This window comes from Mesorhizobium sp. M0771 (assembly GCF_040320155.1).
In the GTDB taxonomy this organism is placed as follows: Bacteria; Pseudomonadota; Alphaproteobacteria; order Rhizobiales; family Rhizobiaceae; genus Mesorhizobium.
Map to the genome: position 1 here is coordinate 194955 of NZ_JAMYPC010000006.1, position 14800 is coordinate 209754.

A 14800-nucleotide genomic window follows, 5' to 3' on the forward strand; every position below is an offset into this window, starting at 1 on the left:
AACATGTTAATCAAAATTCAAACGGCTGTCTGATCGGCGCGTCGGGAGGATCCATGGACAACGAGCAATTCCGCGACTGGTCGAGGCGCGCCGCCGACTGGGGCGCTGATTACCGCGCCGGCCTTCGCGATCGGCCCGTGCGACCTGCCATAGCGCCGGGCGAGATCTTCAGGAGCATCGAAGCTTCTCCGCCGGAGGCCGCGGAATCGATGGAGACGATCTTCGCCGATTTCGAAGCCAAGATCGTGCCCGGCATGACGCATTGGCAGCATCCGCGTTTCTTTGCTTATTTCCCGGCCAATGCAGCACCCGTCTCGGTGGTTGCCGAATATCTGGTCTCTGCGATGGCCGCGCAGTGCATGCTGTGGCAGACTTCGCCGGCGGCGACAGAGCTTGAGACGCGCATCGTCGACTGGATGCGCCAGGCGCTCGGCCTGCCCGAAGGCTTTTCCGGCGTGATCCAGGACTCCGCATCATCGGCGACGCTGGCCGCCGTGTTGACCATGCGCGAGCGCACGCTCGACTGGCAGGGCAACAAGAAGGGTCTTTCCGGGCAGGGCAGGCTGCGCGTCTATTCCTCCGACCAGGTGCACACCTCGATCGACCGCGCCATCTGGGTCGCCGGCATTGGCGAGGAAAACCTCGTCCGCATTCCCGTCGCCGGCACCTACCGCGCCATGGATACCGCGGCTTTGGAAGCGGCGATTGTTGCCGACCGCGCGGCCGGCCTATTGCCGGCCGGCATCATCGCGTGCGTCGGCGGCACCAGCACCGGCGGCACCGACGACATCGCTGAAGTGGCCGCGGTGGCCAAACGCCAGGGGCTCTATCTGCATATCGACGCCGCCTGGGCCGGATCGGCCATGATCTGCCCGGAATACCGGCATTTCTGGACCGGTGTCGAGGGCGCGGACTCGATCGTCTTCAACCCGCACAAATGGCTGGGCGCGCAATTCGACTGCTCGATCCAGTTCGTCCGCCAGCCGGAGGATCTCGTGCGCACGCTGGCGATCAAGCCGGACTATCTGAAAACTCGCGGCCATGACGGCATCATCAACTACTCCGAATGGTCGGTGCCTCTCGGCCGTCGCTTCCGGGCGCTGAAGCTGTGGTTCCTGCTGCGCGCCCATGGCCTCGAGGCGCTGCGCACCATGATCCGCAATCACGTCGCCTGGAGCGAAGGCATAGCAGCGCGCCTGGCCGAGGAGGAGGATTTCGAGCTCGCCAGCCAGCCGATGCTGTCGCTGTTCTCGTTCCGGCATCGCGCCACATCCGGCGCTGACTGCGACGAGCACAATCTGCGTCTGGTCGACGCCATCAACAATGACGGCCGTATCTACCTGACGCAGACGCGTGTCGATGGGCGGGTCGCCATCCGCTTCCAGGCAGGCCAGTTCGAGACAACCGCGGCCGATGTCGATACCGCCTTCACTGTCATCTGCGAGTGTGCAAGATCCCCGAAGGACTGACAGGGATTGCCCGGGTGGTTGCCGCCGCCGGGGCAAGCCAGCAAGGACTTGCGAGCAAGCATATGGCCGGAAGGGCTGAAGGGGTTAGCCAGAATCTGACGGGCGTCTGGAGCGGGCGCTATTTCTATCCGCGCGAACTGCCGCCGGTTTCCTTCGTTGCAACGCTGATCGAGACGGCAACCAGCTTGACGGGGATGACCCACGAACCGGCGGCGACCAGCACGGCAAGATACGCAAGCCTGCAGGGGCAGCGAGAGGGCAACGCCGTCTCCTTTACCAAGACATACGACAAGGCCGAATTGAAGGCGCACCCGATTCACTACAGCGGCATCATCAACGGTGATGCAACCGAGATCAAAGGCACTTGGCGGATCCCGGGATACTGGTCCGGCAATTTCCTGATGATCCGCTCGCCAGGTAAAGTCGCGGCTGTCACCCGCAAGGTGGCGGAGCGGGTCTGAGCCGTATCTGCCCGGTTCGCCTTTGCAATCATCGATATTTCATTAGCCGGCGTCTCCCTTTTCATTGCTTTCGTTTTCAGCTACAAACAAGAAAAACGAAAACGGGAGGTTCTCAGTGTATTTGTCGCCGCGCCATGCCGAGATCATCCAGATGGCGAAGGACCATGGCCGTGTGCTGGTCGATGACCTCGCCACGCATTTCAACGTGACGCCACAGACCATCCGCAAGGACCTCAACGATCTCTGCGACCAGCGGCTGCTGACGCGCATCCATGGCGGGGCCCTGTTCCCGTCCGGCATCGAGAACATGGAGTATGAGGCGCGCCGCAAGATTGCCGCCGACGAGAAGGAGGCCATCGGCCGCGCGGCGGCCAGGCTGATACCCGACAACGCCTCCCTGTTCATCAACATCGGCACCACGACCGAGTCGGTCAGCAAGGCGCTGCTCGACCATACCGGGCTGATGGTCATCACCAATAATATCAATGTTGCCAACAGGATGCGCATCTATCCTTCGATCGAGGTGGTAATCGCCGGCGGCGTCGTGCGTGGCTCCGACGGCGGCGTTGTCGGCGAGGCCGCGGTCGATTTCATCAGGCAGTTCAAGGTCGACTATGCGGTGATCGGCGCCTCGGCCATCGACCATGACGGCGCGTTGCTCGATTTCGACTTTCGCGAAGTGAAAGTGGCGCAAGCCATTATCGCCAATGCCAGGCATGTCATCCTGGTCTCCGACCAGACCAAGTTCGAACGCACCGCGCCGGTTCGCATCGGCCATCTCTCGCAAGTCAACACCTTCATCACCGACCGTTGCGACATCCCGTCGGTGCGTAAGATCTGCGAGGAAGCGGAGGTTCAATTGATCGAAACGTCGCTCGGCTAGGCTATCGATCACGGTCCCGTTACATTTCGTTTGACATTCGTTCTTATTTCGAAATAATCCCGATACGGTTTCGTAACAACTCAAAAATGCTGCAATGCGAAATCGCGGGAGGGATTTGTGGACGCAGTCCGTGACATCTTCGTCATCGGTGGCGGCATCAATGGCTGCGGCATCGCCCGCGACGCCGTTGGGCGGGGCTTTTCGGTATTTCTCGCCGAGATGAACGATCTTGCCAGCGGAACCTCCTCCGGCTCGACCAAGCTGATCCACGGCGGTCTGCGCTACCTCGAATTCTACGAGTTCCGGCTGGTGCGCGAGGCGCTGATGGAGCGCGAGGTTCTGTGGAAGAACGCGCCGCACATCATCTGGCCGATGCGCTTCGTGCTGCCCTATGCCAAGGGCCTGCGCCCGGCCTGGCTGATCCGGCTCGGCCTGTTCCTCTACGATCATATTGGTGGCCGCAAATTGCTGCCGGCGACCCGGACACTGGACATGTCCAAGGATCCGGCGGGCAAGCCGCTGAAGCCGCTGTTTCACAAGGCCTTCGAGTACTCGGACGGCTGGGTCAACGATGCCCGGCTGGTGGCGTTGAACGCGCGTGACGCCGCCGACCGCGGCGCCACCATCCGCACCCGCACGAAAGTCGTCGGGGCGCGGCGCGAAGCCGATCTATGGGCGATCCGCGTGGAAGACGTGCGGACGGGAGATGCCGACGAGGTCAAGGCCCGGCTGCTGGTCAATGCCGCCGGTCCATGGGTCGACCACGTCCTGTCGACCACCGTGGGCCAGAACGACGTGCACAATGTGCGCCTGGTGCAGGGCAGTCATATCGTCATCAAAAAGAAATTCGATGATCCGCGCGCCTACTTCTTCCAGAACAAGGACGGGCGCATCATCTTCGCCATCCCTTACGAGGAAGAATTTACGCTGATCGGCACCACCGATCGCGACTATCCCGGCGATCCGCATGACGTGAAGATCAGCGACACCGAGATCGACTATCTCTGCGCGGCGGCGAGCGAATATTTTGCTGAAGCCGTGACGCGCCCCGACATCGTCTGGACCTATTCGGCCGTGCGCCCGCTCTACGACGACGGCGCTTCGAAGGCGCAGGAAGCGACCCGCGACTATGTGTTGAAAGCCGATGGCGGCGAGGGCAAGGCGCCGATCGTCAACGCTTTCGGCGGCAAGATCACCACCTACCGCCGGCTGTCGGAATCGATGCTGGAAAAGATCGAAGGTTTTCTCGGCAAGCGCGGCAAGCCGTGGACGGCGAACGCGCCCTTGCCAGGCGGCGATTTCCCGGCCACCGGTTTCGACGCCCAGGTGGCGAAGCTGAAGAGCGCCTATCCTTTCCTCGACCAGCGCCTGGCGCGTCGGTTGACCAGGCTTTACGGCACGCGCGCGCAAGTGCTGCTCGGCCTCGCCAAGTCGAACGCCGATCTCGGCCGCAATTTCGGCGCCGATCTCTATGAGGCCGAGGTACGCTACCTCAGCGAAAACGAATGGGCGCTGACCGCCGAAGATGTATTGTGGCGTCGCACCAAGCGCGGTCTGCATCTCAGCCGCGAACAGGCCTCGGCGCTTGACGAATTCATGCGCGGCATAAGCCGGCGCCATGTCGCGGCAGCGGAATAGGGAAGGCGATTGATGCACAAAGCCTGGGAGGAGGCATCATGCTGGAACTGAGAAACGTGACGAAGATGGTCGGCGCGGTGGAGCATATCCGCGACGTGTCGCTGACGCTTCAGCACGGCTCGCTCAACGTTTTGCTCGGGCCGACACTGTCGGGCAAGACCAGTCTGATGCGGCTGATGGCCGGGCTCGACGTGCCGACCACCGGTTCAGTCTGGTTCGACGGCCAGAATGTCACCGGCATGCCGGTGCAGCAGCGCAAGATCGCCATGGTCTATCAGCAGTTCATCAACTACCCCGCGATGACCGTCTACGAGAACATCGCCTCGCCATTGCGCGTCGCCGGCACCGACCAGGCCAAGATCGACAAGGAAGTCCGCAACGCGGCAGGGCTTCTGAAGCTCACACCCTATCTCGACCGCACGCCGCTCAGCCTGTCCGGCGGACAGCAGCAGCGTACGGCGCTGGCCCGCGCCATCGTCAAGAATGCCAGCCTGGTGCTGCTCGACGAGCCGCTCGCCAATCTCGACTACAAATTGCGCGAGGAGCTGCGCGCCGAACTGCCCAAGATATTTGCCGCCGCCGGCACCATTTTCGTCTACGCCACGACTGAGCCGCATGAAGCCTTGCTGCTCGGCGGCAATACGGCGACGCTGTCCGAGGGGCGGATCACCCAATTCGGGCCGACCATCGACGTCTTCCGCAAGCCGATCGACCTGGTGACGGCGAAAACCTTTGCCGATCCGCCGCTCAACACCATCGTGCTGGCCAAGAAGGGCCCGGATTTCCTGCTCGAGGGCGGCGTCAAGCTGCCGGTGCCGGCCGAACTCGCCGGCATTGCCGACGCCAATTACACGATCGGCTTTCAGCCGCATCATCTGTCGCTGGAGCGGCCCAACGCTGCCGCGGTGCCGGTGCGCGCCAAGGTGACGATCACCGAGATCACCGGCTCGGAAAGCTTCATCCACCTCGATTTTGCCGATGCGCGCTGGGTCATGCTGACCCACGGCATCCGCGATTTCGAGCCGGACGCCGAGATCGAGGTGTTTATCGATCCGCGCCACATCATGGTCTTCGACAGCAACGGCAGCGCCGTCGCCGCGCCGAAGCTTGCGGCCTGAGGGGGAAGAGATGGCGCGCATCGACGTCAACCATGTCAGGCACTCCTACCTGCCCAATCCGCAGAAGGATGCCGATTTTGCGCTGCGGGAAGTGCACCACACATTCGAGGATGGCGGCGCCTATGCGCTGCTTGGGCCCTCGGGTTGCGGCAAGACCACGCTGCTCAACATCATTTCGGGACTTCTGCACCCCTCGCACGGTGAGTTGTTGTTCAACGGCAAGGACGTCACCAAACTGTCGACGCAGGAGCGCAACATCGCGCAGGTGTTCCAGTTCCCGGTCATCTACGACACCATGACCGTTTACGACAATCTTGCCTTCCCGCTGCGCAATCGCGGCGTGCCGGAGGCCGATGTCGACCGCAAGGTGCGCGAGACGCTGGAGATGATCGACCTGGCGTCGTGGGCGAAGAAGAAGGCGAGGGGCCTGACCGCCGACCAGAAGCAGAAGATCTCGCTCGGCCGCGGCCTGGTGCGCTCGGATGTCAATGCCATCCTGTTCGACGAACCGCTGACGGTTATCGATCCGCACATGAAATGGGTGCTGCGATCGCAGTTGAAGCAACTGCACCGCCGCTTCGGCTACACCATGGTCTATGTCACCCATGACCAGACCGAGGCGCTGACCTTCGCCGACCAGGTCGTCGTCATGTATGATGGCGGCATCGTCCAGATCGGCACGCCGGCTGAATTGTTTGAGCGCCCGCGCCACACATTCGTCGGTTACTTCATCGGCTCGCCCGGCATGAACGTCATGCCGGTGGCGATCGACGGCAAGACTGCGACCATTGGCAGTCAGCGCATCGAGTTGCCCGGCGCGCCAAAGACCGCCGCTGGGAGCTCCGGCGCCATCGAACTCGGCATCCGCCCCGAGTATGTCAGGCTCGGCCGCGAGGGCATGGCGGTTAAAATAAGCAAGGTCGAGGATCTCGGCCGCCACAAGGTGGTGCGCGCCAGCCTCGAAGGCCGCGAGATCGCTGCCGTCATCGGCGAGGACGAGAGCGTGCCGGCCGACCCAAAGGTTCGCTTCGATCCGGCCGGCATCAACATCTATGCCGATTCCTGGCTGGTTGAGATGGGGCGTGTCGAGATGGGGGCATAGATGGAAAAGACCTGGAACAACAAGGCCTGGTTCCTGGTGCTGCCGGTGCTGGTGCTGGTGGCGTTCTCGGCCGTCATTCCGCTGATGACGGTCGTCAACTATTCGGTGCAGGACACCTTCGGCAACAACGTCTTCTTCTGGGCAGGCACCCAGTGGTTCGAGGAACTGCTGTCGTCCAGCCGCTTCTGGGAAGCCATGGTGCGCAACCTGATCTTCTCCTTCATCATCCTGGCCATCGAAGTGCCGCTCGGCATCTTCATCGCGCTCAACATGCCGAAGAAGGGTTGGGGCGTGCCGGTCTGCCTGGTGCTTATGTCGTTGCCGCTGCTCATTCCGTGGAACGTCGTCGGCACCATCTGGCAGGTCTTCGGCCGCAACGACATCGGCCTGCTCGGCTACTACGTCAACGCGCTCGGCATCGACTACAATTACGTGCAGGATCCGTTCGACGCCTGGGTCACCATCATCATCATGGACGTCTGGCACTGGACCAGCCTTGTCGTGCTGCTCTGCTATGCCGGCCTGGTTTCGATCCCGGATGCCTTCTACCAGGCGGCCAAGATCGACGGCGCCTCGCGCTGGGCGGTGTTCCGTTATATCCAGCTGCCGAAGATGCAGCGTGTGCTTTTGATCGCCGTGCTGTTGCGCTTCATGGATAGCTTCATGATCTACACCGAGCCCTTCGTCGTCACCGGCGGCGGCCCCGGCAACTCGACCACCTTCCTGTCGATCGACCTCGTCAAGACCGCGCTCGGCCAGTTCGACCTCGGTCCGGCGGCCGCCATGTCGCTGGTCTACTTCCTGATCATCCTGTTGTTGTCGTGGGTGTTCTACACCGTGATGACCAACTACGACGCGGAGCGCTGAGATGAGCGGCGCCAACGAAAGAGCCGACAGAGTGAGCGAAACCACCGCTTCGGGAAAATTGGCGAGCACGCTTTCGCAGGATCAGGTCGCCCGGCTGATGCGCAAGCGCGGCGAGGAATCGCGCTGGTGGTGGATCGTGCCGACGATCTACATCATCGTGCTTCTGCTGCCGATCTACTGGCTCATCAACATGAGCTTCAAGACCAATGCCGAGATCGTCTCCTCGCTGACGCTCTATCCGCATCAGCCTACGATCGCCAACTACGTCACCATCTTTACCGACGCCTCCTGGTACTCGGGCTACATCAACTCGATCACCTATGTGGTGATGAACATGGTGATCTCGGTGGCCGCCGCGCTGCCGGCGGCCTACGCCTTTTCGCGTTACCGCTTCCTCGGCGACAAGCATCTGTTCTTCTGGCTGTTGACCAACCGCATGGCGCCGCCGGCAGTGTTCGCGCTGCCGTTCTTCCAGCTCTATTCGGCTTTCGGCCTGATCGACACCCACATCGCCGTGGCGCTGGCGCACTGCCTGTTCAATGTGCCGCTGGCGGTGTGGATCCTCGAAGGCTTCATGTCGGGCGTGCCCAAAGAGATCGACGAAACAGCCTATATCGACGGCTACTCCTTCCCGCGCTTCTTCGTCAGGATTTTCATGCCGCTGATCGCCAGCGGCATCGGTGTCGCGTGCTTCTTCTGCTTCATGTTCTCATGGGTCGAGCTTTTGATCGCTCGCACGCTGACGACCACCGATGCCAAGCCCATCGCCGCCACCATGACCCGCACCGTCTCGGCCGCCGGCATGGACTGGGGCCTGCTTGCCGCCGCCGGCGTGCTGACGCTGATCCCCGGCGCGCTCGTCATCTGGTTTGTCCGCAACTACATCGCCAAGGGCTTCGCCCTGGGGAGGGTGTGATGAAACAAAAGCACGGGTTCACCCTCACCACCACCGCCAAGGGCTTTGCCTTGGGGAGGGTGTCACCATGAATCTCGACCTCACCTGGATGGCGTGGACGTGGCCGACGGCGGCGTTCTTCGGCACCATTCTTCTGCTGCTGTGCGGCATGGCGTTTTGGGAATTTGCCTCGCCGGGCGGCAATCCGCGTGTCGGCATCCTGCGCTTCGAGACGACGCGCGGCGACCGTCTTTTTCTGTCGCTGCTTGGCAGCGCCTTTATCCATCTCGCTTGGCTGGGTCTTGTCGGATCCAACCTGTGGTGGGCTCTCGCTCTCTCCGTGGTCTACGCCGTCGGCGTGTTCCGCTACGTATAGAGGGGGAAACTGTTGGATCGACCGCGTGCCGGCGGCCGTTCCAGATCGCACTTGAAACCTAAATGTGGAGGAAACCTATGCGACGGCAATTTTTAACATCAACAACTGCCCTTGTCCTGTTGCTCGGGGTAGGCAACGCCTACGCCGGAATGGATGAAGCCAAGGCATTCCTGGACAAGGAAATCGGCCCGCTGTCGACGCTCGACCGCGCCGGCCAGGAAGCAGAAATGCAGTGGTTCATCGATGCCGCGAAGCCTTTCGCCGGCATGGACATCAAGGTCGTGTCCGAAACCATCGCCACCCACCAGTATGAATCGCAGGTGCTGGCGCCCGCCTTTACCGCCATCACCGGCATCAAGATCACGCATGACGTCATCCAGGAAGGCGACGTCGTCGAGAAGATCCAGACCCAGATGCAGACCGGCCAGAACCTCTATGACGGCTGGGTCAACGATTCCGACCTGATCGGCACCCACTGGCGCTACCAGCAGGTCCGCAACCTGACCGACTGGATGGCGGGCGAGGGCAAGGACGTTACCAATCCGAACCTCGACCTGAAGGATTTTATCGGCACCTCCTTCACCACCGCGCCGGACAAGAAGCTCTATCAGCTGCCCGACCAGCAGTTCGCCAACCTCTACTGGTTCCGTTACGACTGGTTCAACGACGAGAAGAACAAGGCCGACTTCAAGGCGAAATACGGCTACGACCTCGGCGTTCCCGTCAACTGGTCGGCCTATGAGGACATCGCCGAGTTCTTCACCGGCCGCGAGATCGACGGCAAGAAGGTCTATGGCCACATGGACTACGGCAAGAAGGACCCGTCGCTCGGCTGGCGCTTCACCGACGCCTGGCTGTCGATGGCCGGCAACGGCGACAAGGGCCTGCCGAACGGCCTGCCGGTCGACGAATGGGGCATCAAGGTCAACGAGAAATCACAGCCGGTCGGCTCCTGCACGGCGCGCGGCGGCGACACCAACGGCCCGGCTGCCGTCTACTCGATCCAGAAATACCTCGACTGGCTGAAGGCCTACGCTCCGGCCGAAGCCCAGGGCATGACCTTCTCCGAATCCGGCCCGGTGCCGGCACAGGGTGCGGTGGCGCAGCAGATATTCTGGTACACCGCCTTCACCGCTTCGATGGTCGACGCCGGCGCCAAGGCGGTGCTGAACGACGACGGTACGCCGAAGTGGCGCATGGCCCCGTCGCCGCATGGCGTCTACTGGAAGGACGGCATGAAGCTCGGCTATCAGGACGTGGGTTCCTGGACGCTGATGAAGTCGACGCCGACCGACCGCGCCAAGGCCGCCTGGCTCTACGCGCAGTTCGTGACCTCGAAGACGGTCGACGTGAAGAAGAGCCATGTCGGCTTGACCTTCATCCGCGAAAGCACGATCCACGACAAGAGCTTCACCGAACGTGCGCCGAAGCTCGGTGGTCTGATCGAGTTCTACCGCTCGCCGGCCCGCGTTCAGTGGTCGCCGACCGGCACCAACGTGCCCGATTATCCGAAGCTGGCACAGCTCTGGTGGCAGGCGATCGGCGATGCCTCGTCCGGCGCCAAGACGGCGCAGGAAGCCATGGACTCGCTCTGCGCCGAGCAGGAAAAAGTCATGACCCGCATCGAGAAGTCGGGCGTCCAGGGCGATATCGGCCCGAAGATGGCCGAAGAGCATGACCTCGCCTACTGGAACGCCGACGCGGTCAAGAACGGCAATCTCGCGCCTCAGCTGAAGATCGAGAACGAGAAGGAAAAGCCGATCACCATCAACTACGACGAACTGGTGAAGAGCTGGCAGAAGTAATCTTGGCGTACGCGCCAGGATCATAGTGAACGGGGAGGCGGCATCTTGCCGTCTCCCCTGTTTGTATAGGCGAGCTACCGGGAGGACTAATGACCGGATACATCCTTGCAATCGACCAGGGTACGACATCGACCAGGGCGATCCTGTTCGACGGCGCGATGAAGGTCGCCGGCAGCAAGCAGCAGGAATTCACGCAGCATTATCCTGCCTCCGGCTGGGTGGAGCATGATCCGGAAGAGATCTGGGCAAGCGTCGTCGCGACGGTCAAAGGCGCGCTGAAGGCCGCCGGCCGCGAGGCCTCGGATGTGGCGGCGATCGGCATCACCAACCAGCGCGAAACCGTCGTCATCTGGGACAAGGCGACCGGCAAGCCGATCCACAATGCCATCGTCTGGCAGGACCGCCGCACCGCGCCGCTGTGCCAGAAGCTGAAAAAACACGGCCTGGAGAAAAAGTTCACCAAAAAGACCGGCCTGCTGCTCGATCCCTATTTCTCCGGCACCAAGATCGCCTGGATGCTGGACAAGGTAAACGGTGCGAGAAAGCGCGCCGAAAAGGGCGAACTGCTCGCCGGCACTATCGACAGTTTTTTGATCTGGCGGCTGACCGGCGGCAAGGTGCATGCGACGGATGCCACCAACGCCTCGCGCACGCTGGTCTATAACATCGAGAAAAATGTCTGGGACGACGAGCTGCTCTCCATCCTGCGCATCCCGGTGGCGATGCTGCCTGAGGTCAAGGATTGCGCCGACGACTACGGCGTGACGGAAAAAAGCCTGTTTGGCGCCGAAATCAAAATCCTTGGCGTGGCCGGCGATCAGCACGCAGCGACCATCGGCCAGGCCTGTTTCGAGCCAGGCATGATGAAATCGACCTATGGCACCGGCTGCTTTGCGCTGCTCAACACCGGCGCCGATCTGGTGCGCTCGAAGAACCGGCTGTTGACCACCATCGCCTATCGGCTGAACGGCAAGACCACCTATGCCTTGGAAGGCTCGATCTTCATCGCCGGTGCCGCCGTGCAATGGCTGCGCGACGGCATCAAGGTGATCGGCAAGGCCGAGCATAGCGGCGTTTTGGCGGCAACCGCCGACCCCACGCAGAACGTCTATCTGGTGCCGGCTTTCGTCGGTCTCGGCGCGCCGCATTGGGACGCCGAGGCGCGTGGCGCGATCTTCGGGCTGACCCGCAACTCTGGCCCGGCGGAGTTCGCCCGCGCGGCGCTGGAATCCGTCGCCTACCAGACGCGCGATCTCCTCGACGCAATGCGCAAGGACTGGAAGGGGGCGTCGGCCAAAACCGTGCTTCGCGTCGACGGCGGCATGGTGGCCTCCGACTGGACCATGCAGCGGCTGGCCGATATCCTCGATGCGCCGGTCGATCGCCCGACCATTCTGGAGACGACGGCGCTGGGTGCGGCGTGGCTTGCCGGCTCGAAAGCAGGCGTGTGGCCGAAGGCGAAGGATTTTGCCAGGAGCTGGGCGCTCGAGCGCCGCTTCAAGCCGGACATGGATGCCACGGTGCGTTCGGCAAAACTGGCCGGCTGGCGCGATGCGGTGCGCCGGACGCTGAGCGTACGGTAGTAAATCGTGGCGGGGGAAGGGGATGAATCCACACTGGTATGTCGCCTGGCGCGACGAGGCTGTCGAACAATTGGATGCAAAGAATGCACGCTTGCAGCAGGCGTTCCGACTCGGCAGTTGGCCTCGCTATGACTATGATCTGACAGAAGGAAAGCTTCTGTTCTCGGACAACGGCATCACCAAGGTCGTCGCCGAAATCCAAATCGCCGGATCGACGAGTGCCAAGGCCAGCAACTGGCTCTGGGCTTGGGCAAATTCAAACCTGCCTGGCGAACTGCTTGCCGACGCAAAGCTGGTTCGGTCATTCGGACAGGAGCATTCCATTGATGAACTGGCTCAATCCTATGCGATAGCTTTGAACAACGACCTGGAAGTGCTCGGCTGGAAGATGACCGCAGTTGCGGTTCGAATCTGCAACGGCCTCGGTGCATACCGTTCTCCGCGTGGTGAAGGCGGAGCCCTGTATCTGATCTTCAAGAGCGTCAATTGGGCCAGCTAATCCGCCGCGCCCGTACCCAAGCAACCTACGGAAAGGCGCGCGCCGGTGCCGGGGCGGGCTTTTCTACACAACACTTGGTACCAACTCAGCTCAATAGGGCGAATTGCACTGCCGACGCGGGCCGTAATTGGGCTGGAATGTGTTGTCCGAAGCGCGGTACGACCGATAGTGGTCGTAGCACCACTGCACATGCGCATCGCCGCGGTTGTTCTCGCTGTTGACGATCGCGCCGGTGATCAAGGCGCCGGTGGCGAAGGCAGCCAGCGGGAACCAGTAGTCGCCGTGACGGCGATAGCCGCGGTGATATTCGCGATAGCCGCGATGGCCATTCCAATAGCTGCCGCCATCATTGTTGCGGGAGAACTGGCGGCCCACGCGGAAATCGCGATTGCCGGAATTGCGGTTGCCATGGCGCATCCACCGCCAGTTGTCATGACGAGAATCGCCCACATTCACGATGTCGGACGAAGTTTCTGATGACTGGGGCACGAACATCTGGGCGGCATTGGCCGGCATAGCGGCGGCCGCGGCAAACGAAATTGACAGGGTGGTCGCCAGTAGACCCGTTGCGATCTTGTTCATGATCTTCTCCTTGAAGGGTGGTTGACGTCCCTTGTGAGACGAAAACGGCCCGCTCGTGCGATGGTTCCCACCAAAACAGTAAGTTGCTGATTTGTAATGTTTCTCGAATTCGGCGCGAGAGAAAAGGCGCGTCTCGCGCGCCAACAGATCGAAGCGGCGACCACGTGCGGGAGCGGCTCACCGGGCTGGTGACGACGCAATTTGCGGCGCGTCTGGCGATGGCTGAAACCCCGGTCGAAGGGCCATCTTTTTCCGGTTGACCGGTCGCGGCACTCTCCCTATGTTCCGCGCAATTTCGAGGGCGGCCTTTAGAGCCCGCGGGAGCGCGTAGCTCAGCCGGTAGAGCAACTGACTTTTAATCAGTAGGTCTCGGGTTCGAACCCCGACGCGCTCACCAGAAATATTTCGTGCGGAAGTTGCCCTGTCAGCAGCCCCCATCGCCCCCTACAATCGCCGCCCGGTCTTGACGTCGAACAGATGAGCGCAGGCGCGGTCGATCTCGATGCGCATCTGCTCGCCCTGTTTCAGTGCCAGCCGCTCGCGGAAAAGGCAGGAGATTTCTTCTCCGGCGCAGTCGACCCTGGCAAAGATTTCCGAACCCGTTGCTTCCAGAAGCACGATCGTGCCGGGGATTCCTTTGGCGGTCGTCGCTCGGATGTGTTCGGGGCGGATGCCGTAGATGAGGTCGCCGCCGGGTATGTTTGCCAGGTCGATGCCTTCCGGCAGCGGCAAGATCAGTCCACCGGCGCTGCGGAAAACACCTTCCTCGACATGGCCGCGAATGAAATTCATCGCCGGCGAGCCGATGAAGCCGGCAACGAAGAGGTTGGCCGGGCGATCGTAGAGATCGAGCGGCGCGCCGATCTGCTCGACAAGGCCGTCATGCAGCACGACGATCTTGTCGGCCATGGTCATGGCCTCGATCTGGTCGTGCGTGACGTAGATGGTTGTGGTTCCCAGCCGCTGGTGCAGTGCCTTGATCTCGCCGCGCATCTGCACGCGCAATTTGGCGTCGAGATTGGACAGCGGCTCGTCGAACAGGAACACCTGCGGGTCGCGCACGATGGCGCGGCCCATGGCGACGCGCTGGCGCTGGCCGCCGGAAAGCTGACGCGGATAGCGGTCGAGCAGCTTGTCCAGGCCGAGAATGCTGGCGGCCCTGCCGACGCGGCCGGCGGTGTCGGCCGGATCGGCTTTCTTGATCTTCAGGGCAAAGCCCATATTGTCGGCCACCGTCATATGCGGATAGAGCGCGTAGTTCTGGAACACCATGGCGATGTTTCGGTCGCGCGCCCTGAGATTGTTGACGACGCGATCGCCAATGGCGATCCTGCCGCCCGAGATCGTTTCCAGTCCGGCAATCATGCGCAGCAGCGTCGACTTTCCGCAGCCCGACGGCCCGACCAGGATGACGAATTCGCCATCGGAGATGTCGACGCTGACATCGTGGATGATCTTGGCGGCTCCGAAAGCCTTCTGGACGTTGTTGATTGTTACCGATGCCATTGGATTTCTCCCGGAA

At 62.0% G+C, this 14800-nt stretch carries 14 protein-coding genes and 1 tRNA gene; 13 read left to right on the forward strand and 2 right to left on the reverse strand.

The window, feature by feature from the left end:
- Window positions 1-53 precede the first annotated feature (53 nt).
- The 12 genes from NKI05_RS12070 (at window position 54) to NKI05_RS12125 (ending at window position 12696) form a co-directional block, all read left to right on the forward strand.
- On the forward strand, window positions 54-1469 hold the full coding sequence (locus tag NKI05_RS12070) for a pyridoxal phosphate-dependent decarboxylase family protein (RefSeq protein ID WP_023815793.1): 1416 nt from the start codon (window positions 54-56) through the stop codon (window positions 1467-1469).
- Between the two features lie 14 nt (window positions 1470-1483).
- Window positions 1484-1930 carry a hypothetical protein gene (locus NKI05_RS12075; RefSeq protein ID WP_023693406.1) on the forward strand — a complete coding sequence of 149 codons (447 nt, stop codon included), beginning with the start codon at window positions 1484-1486 and terminating at the stop codon, window positions 1928-1930.
- Window positions 1931-2045: 115 nt separating this feature from the next.
- The gene (locus tag NKI05_RS12080) at window positions 2046-2813 is read left to right on the forward strand and encodes a DeoR/GlpR family DNA-binding transcription regulator (RefSeq protein WP_023670971.1); all 768 of its coding nucleotides are present in this window, start codon (window positions 2046-2048) and stop codon (window positions 2811-2813) included.
- 117 nt (window positions 2814-2930) lie between these two features.
- A complete protein-coding gene (glpD, locus tag NKI05_RS12085; RefSeq protein ID WP_023815792.1) occupies window positions 2931-4451 on the forward strand; it encodes a glycerol-3-phosphate dehydrogenase in 1521 nt (506 codons plus the stop codon).
- Window positions 4452-4489: 38 nt separating this feature from the next.
- Window positions 4490-5569, forward strand: coding sequence for an ABC transporter ATP-binding protein (locus NKI05_RS12090; protein WP_023684650.1), 1080 nt, complete (start codon window positions 4490-4492; stop codon window positions 5567-5569).
- A 10-nt stretch (window positions 5570-5579) separates the two neighbouring features.
- On the forward strand, window positions 5580-6671 hold the full coding sequence (locus NKI05_RS12095; protein ID WP_023815791.1) for an ABC transporter ATP-binding protein: 1092 nt from the start codon (window positions 5580-5582) through the stop codon (window positions 6669-6671).
- Window positions 6672-7538, forward strand: coding sequence for a carbohydrate ABC transporter permease (locus tag NKI05_RS12100; protein WP_023670975.1), 867 nt, complete (start codon window positions 6672-6674; stop codon window positions 7536-7538).
- A 1-nt stretch (window position 7539) separates the two neighbouring features.
- Entirely contained in the window at window positions 7540-8454 is a 915-nt protein-coding gene (locus NKI05_RS12105; RefSeq protein ID WP_023670976.1) for a carbohydrate ABC transporter permease, read from the forward strand.
- Window positions 8455-8521: 67 nt separating this feature from the next.
- The gene (locus NKI05_RS12110; protein ID WP_023670977.1) at window positions 8522-8809 is read left to right on the forward strand and encodes a DUF2160 domain-containing protein; all 288 of its coding nucleotides are present in this window, start codon (window positions 8522-8524) and stop codon (window positions 8807-8809) included.
- 77 nt (window positions 8810-8886) lie between these two features.
- On the forward strand, window positions 8887-10614 hold the full coding sequence (locus NKI05_RS12115) for an ABC transporter substrate-binding protein (protein ID WP_023670978.1): 1728 nt from the start codon (window positions 8887-8889) through the stop codon (window positions 10612-10614).
- Between the two features lie 89 nt (window positions 10615-10703).
- Window positions 10704-12197, forward strand: coding sequence for a glycerol kinase GlpK (glpK, locus tag NKI05_RS12120; RefSeq protein ID WP_352764598.1), 1494 nt, complete (start codon window positions 10704-10706; stop codon window positions 12195-12197).
- Window positions 12198-12219: 22 nt separating this feature from the next.
- Entirely contained in the window at window positions 12220-12696 is a 477-nt protein-coding gene (locus NKI05_RS12125) for a DUF6882 domain-containing protein (protein ID WP_023670980.1), read from the forward strand.
- Window positions 12697-12786: 90 nt separating this feature from the next.
- On the opposite strand, the gene NKI05_RS12130 is transcribed toward NKI05_RS12125, so the two are convergent.
- Window positions 12787-13278 (reverse strand): BA14K family protein, encoded by a 492-nt coding sequence (locus NKI05_RS12130; RefSeq protein WP_023700775.1) that lies wholly within the window; start codon window positions 13276-13278, stop codon window positions 12787-12789.
- 321 nt (window positions 13279-13599) lie between these two features.
- Between NKI05_RS12130 and NKI05_RS12135 the strand changes: the two genes are divergently transcribed.
- Window positions 13600-13675 (forward strand) — tRNA-Lys (locus tag NKI05_RS12135).
- A gap of 47 nt (window positions 13676-13722) precedes the next feature.
- Here NKI05_RS12135 and NKI05_RS12140 read toward each other — a convergent pair.
- Window positions 13723-14784 (reverse strand): ABC transporter ATP-binding protein, encoded by a 1062-nt coding sequence (locus NKI05_RS12140; RefSeq protein WP_023700757.1) that lies wholly within the window; start codon window positions 14782-14784, stop codon window positions 13723-13725.
- Window positions 14785-14800 lie beyond the last annotated feature (16 nt).

Bases quoted from the DNA above. Each gene is read 5' to 3' on its own strand.
- NKI05_RS12070 (WP_023815793.1), top strand. From the start codon at position 54: ATGGACAACGAGCAATTCCGCGACTGGTCGAGGCGCGCCGCCGACTGG.
- NKI05_RS12100 (WP_023670975.1), top strand. From the start codon at position 6,672: ATGGAAAAGACCTGGAACAACAAGGCCTGGTTCCTGGTGCTGCCGGTG.
- NKI05_RS12130 (WP_023700775.1), bottom strand. From the start codon at position 13,278: ATGAACAAGATCGCAACGGGTCTACTGGCGACCACCCTGTCAATTTCG.
- NKI05_RS12110 (WP_023670977.1), top strand. From the start codon at position 8,522: ATGAATCTCGACCTCACCTGGATGGCGTGGACGTGGCCGACGGCGGCG.
- NKI05_RS12115 (WP_023670978.1), top strand. From the start codon at position 8,887: ATGCGACGGCAATTTTTAACATCAACAACTGCCCTTGTCCTGTTGCTC.
- glpK (WP_352764598.1), top strand. From the start codon at position 10,704: ATGACCGGATACATCCTTGCAATCGACCAGGGTACGACATCGACCAGG.
- NKI05_RS12090 (WP_023684650.1), top strand. From the start codon at position 4,490: ATGCTGGAACTGAGAAACGTGACGAAGATGGTCGGCGCGGTGGAGCAT.
- NKI05_RS12140 (WP_023700757.1), bottom strand. From the start codon at position 14,784: ATGGCATCGGTAACAATCAACAACGTCCAGAAGGCTTTCGGAGCCGCC.
- NKI05_RS12105 (WP_023670976.1), top strand. From the start codon at position 7,540: ATGAGCGGCGCCAACGAAAGAGCCGACAGAGTGAGCGAAACCACCGCT.
- NKI05_RS12125 (WP_023670980.1), top strand. From the start codon at position 12,220: ATGAATCCACACTGGTATGTCGCCTGGCGCGACGAGGCTGTCGAACAA.
- NKI05_RS12095 (WP_023815791.1), top strand. From the start codon at position 5,580: ATGGCGCGCATCGACGTCAACCATGTCAGGCACTCCTACCTGCCCAAT.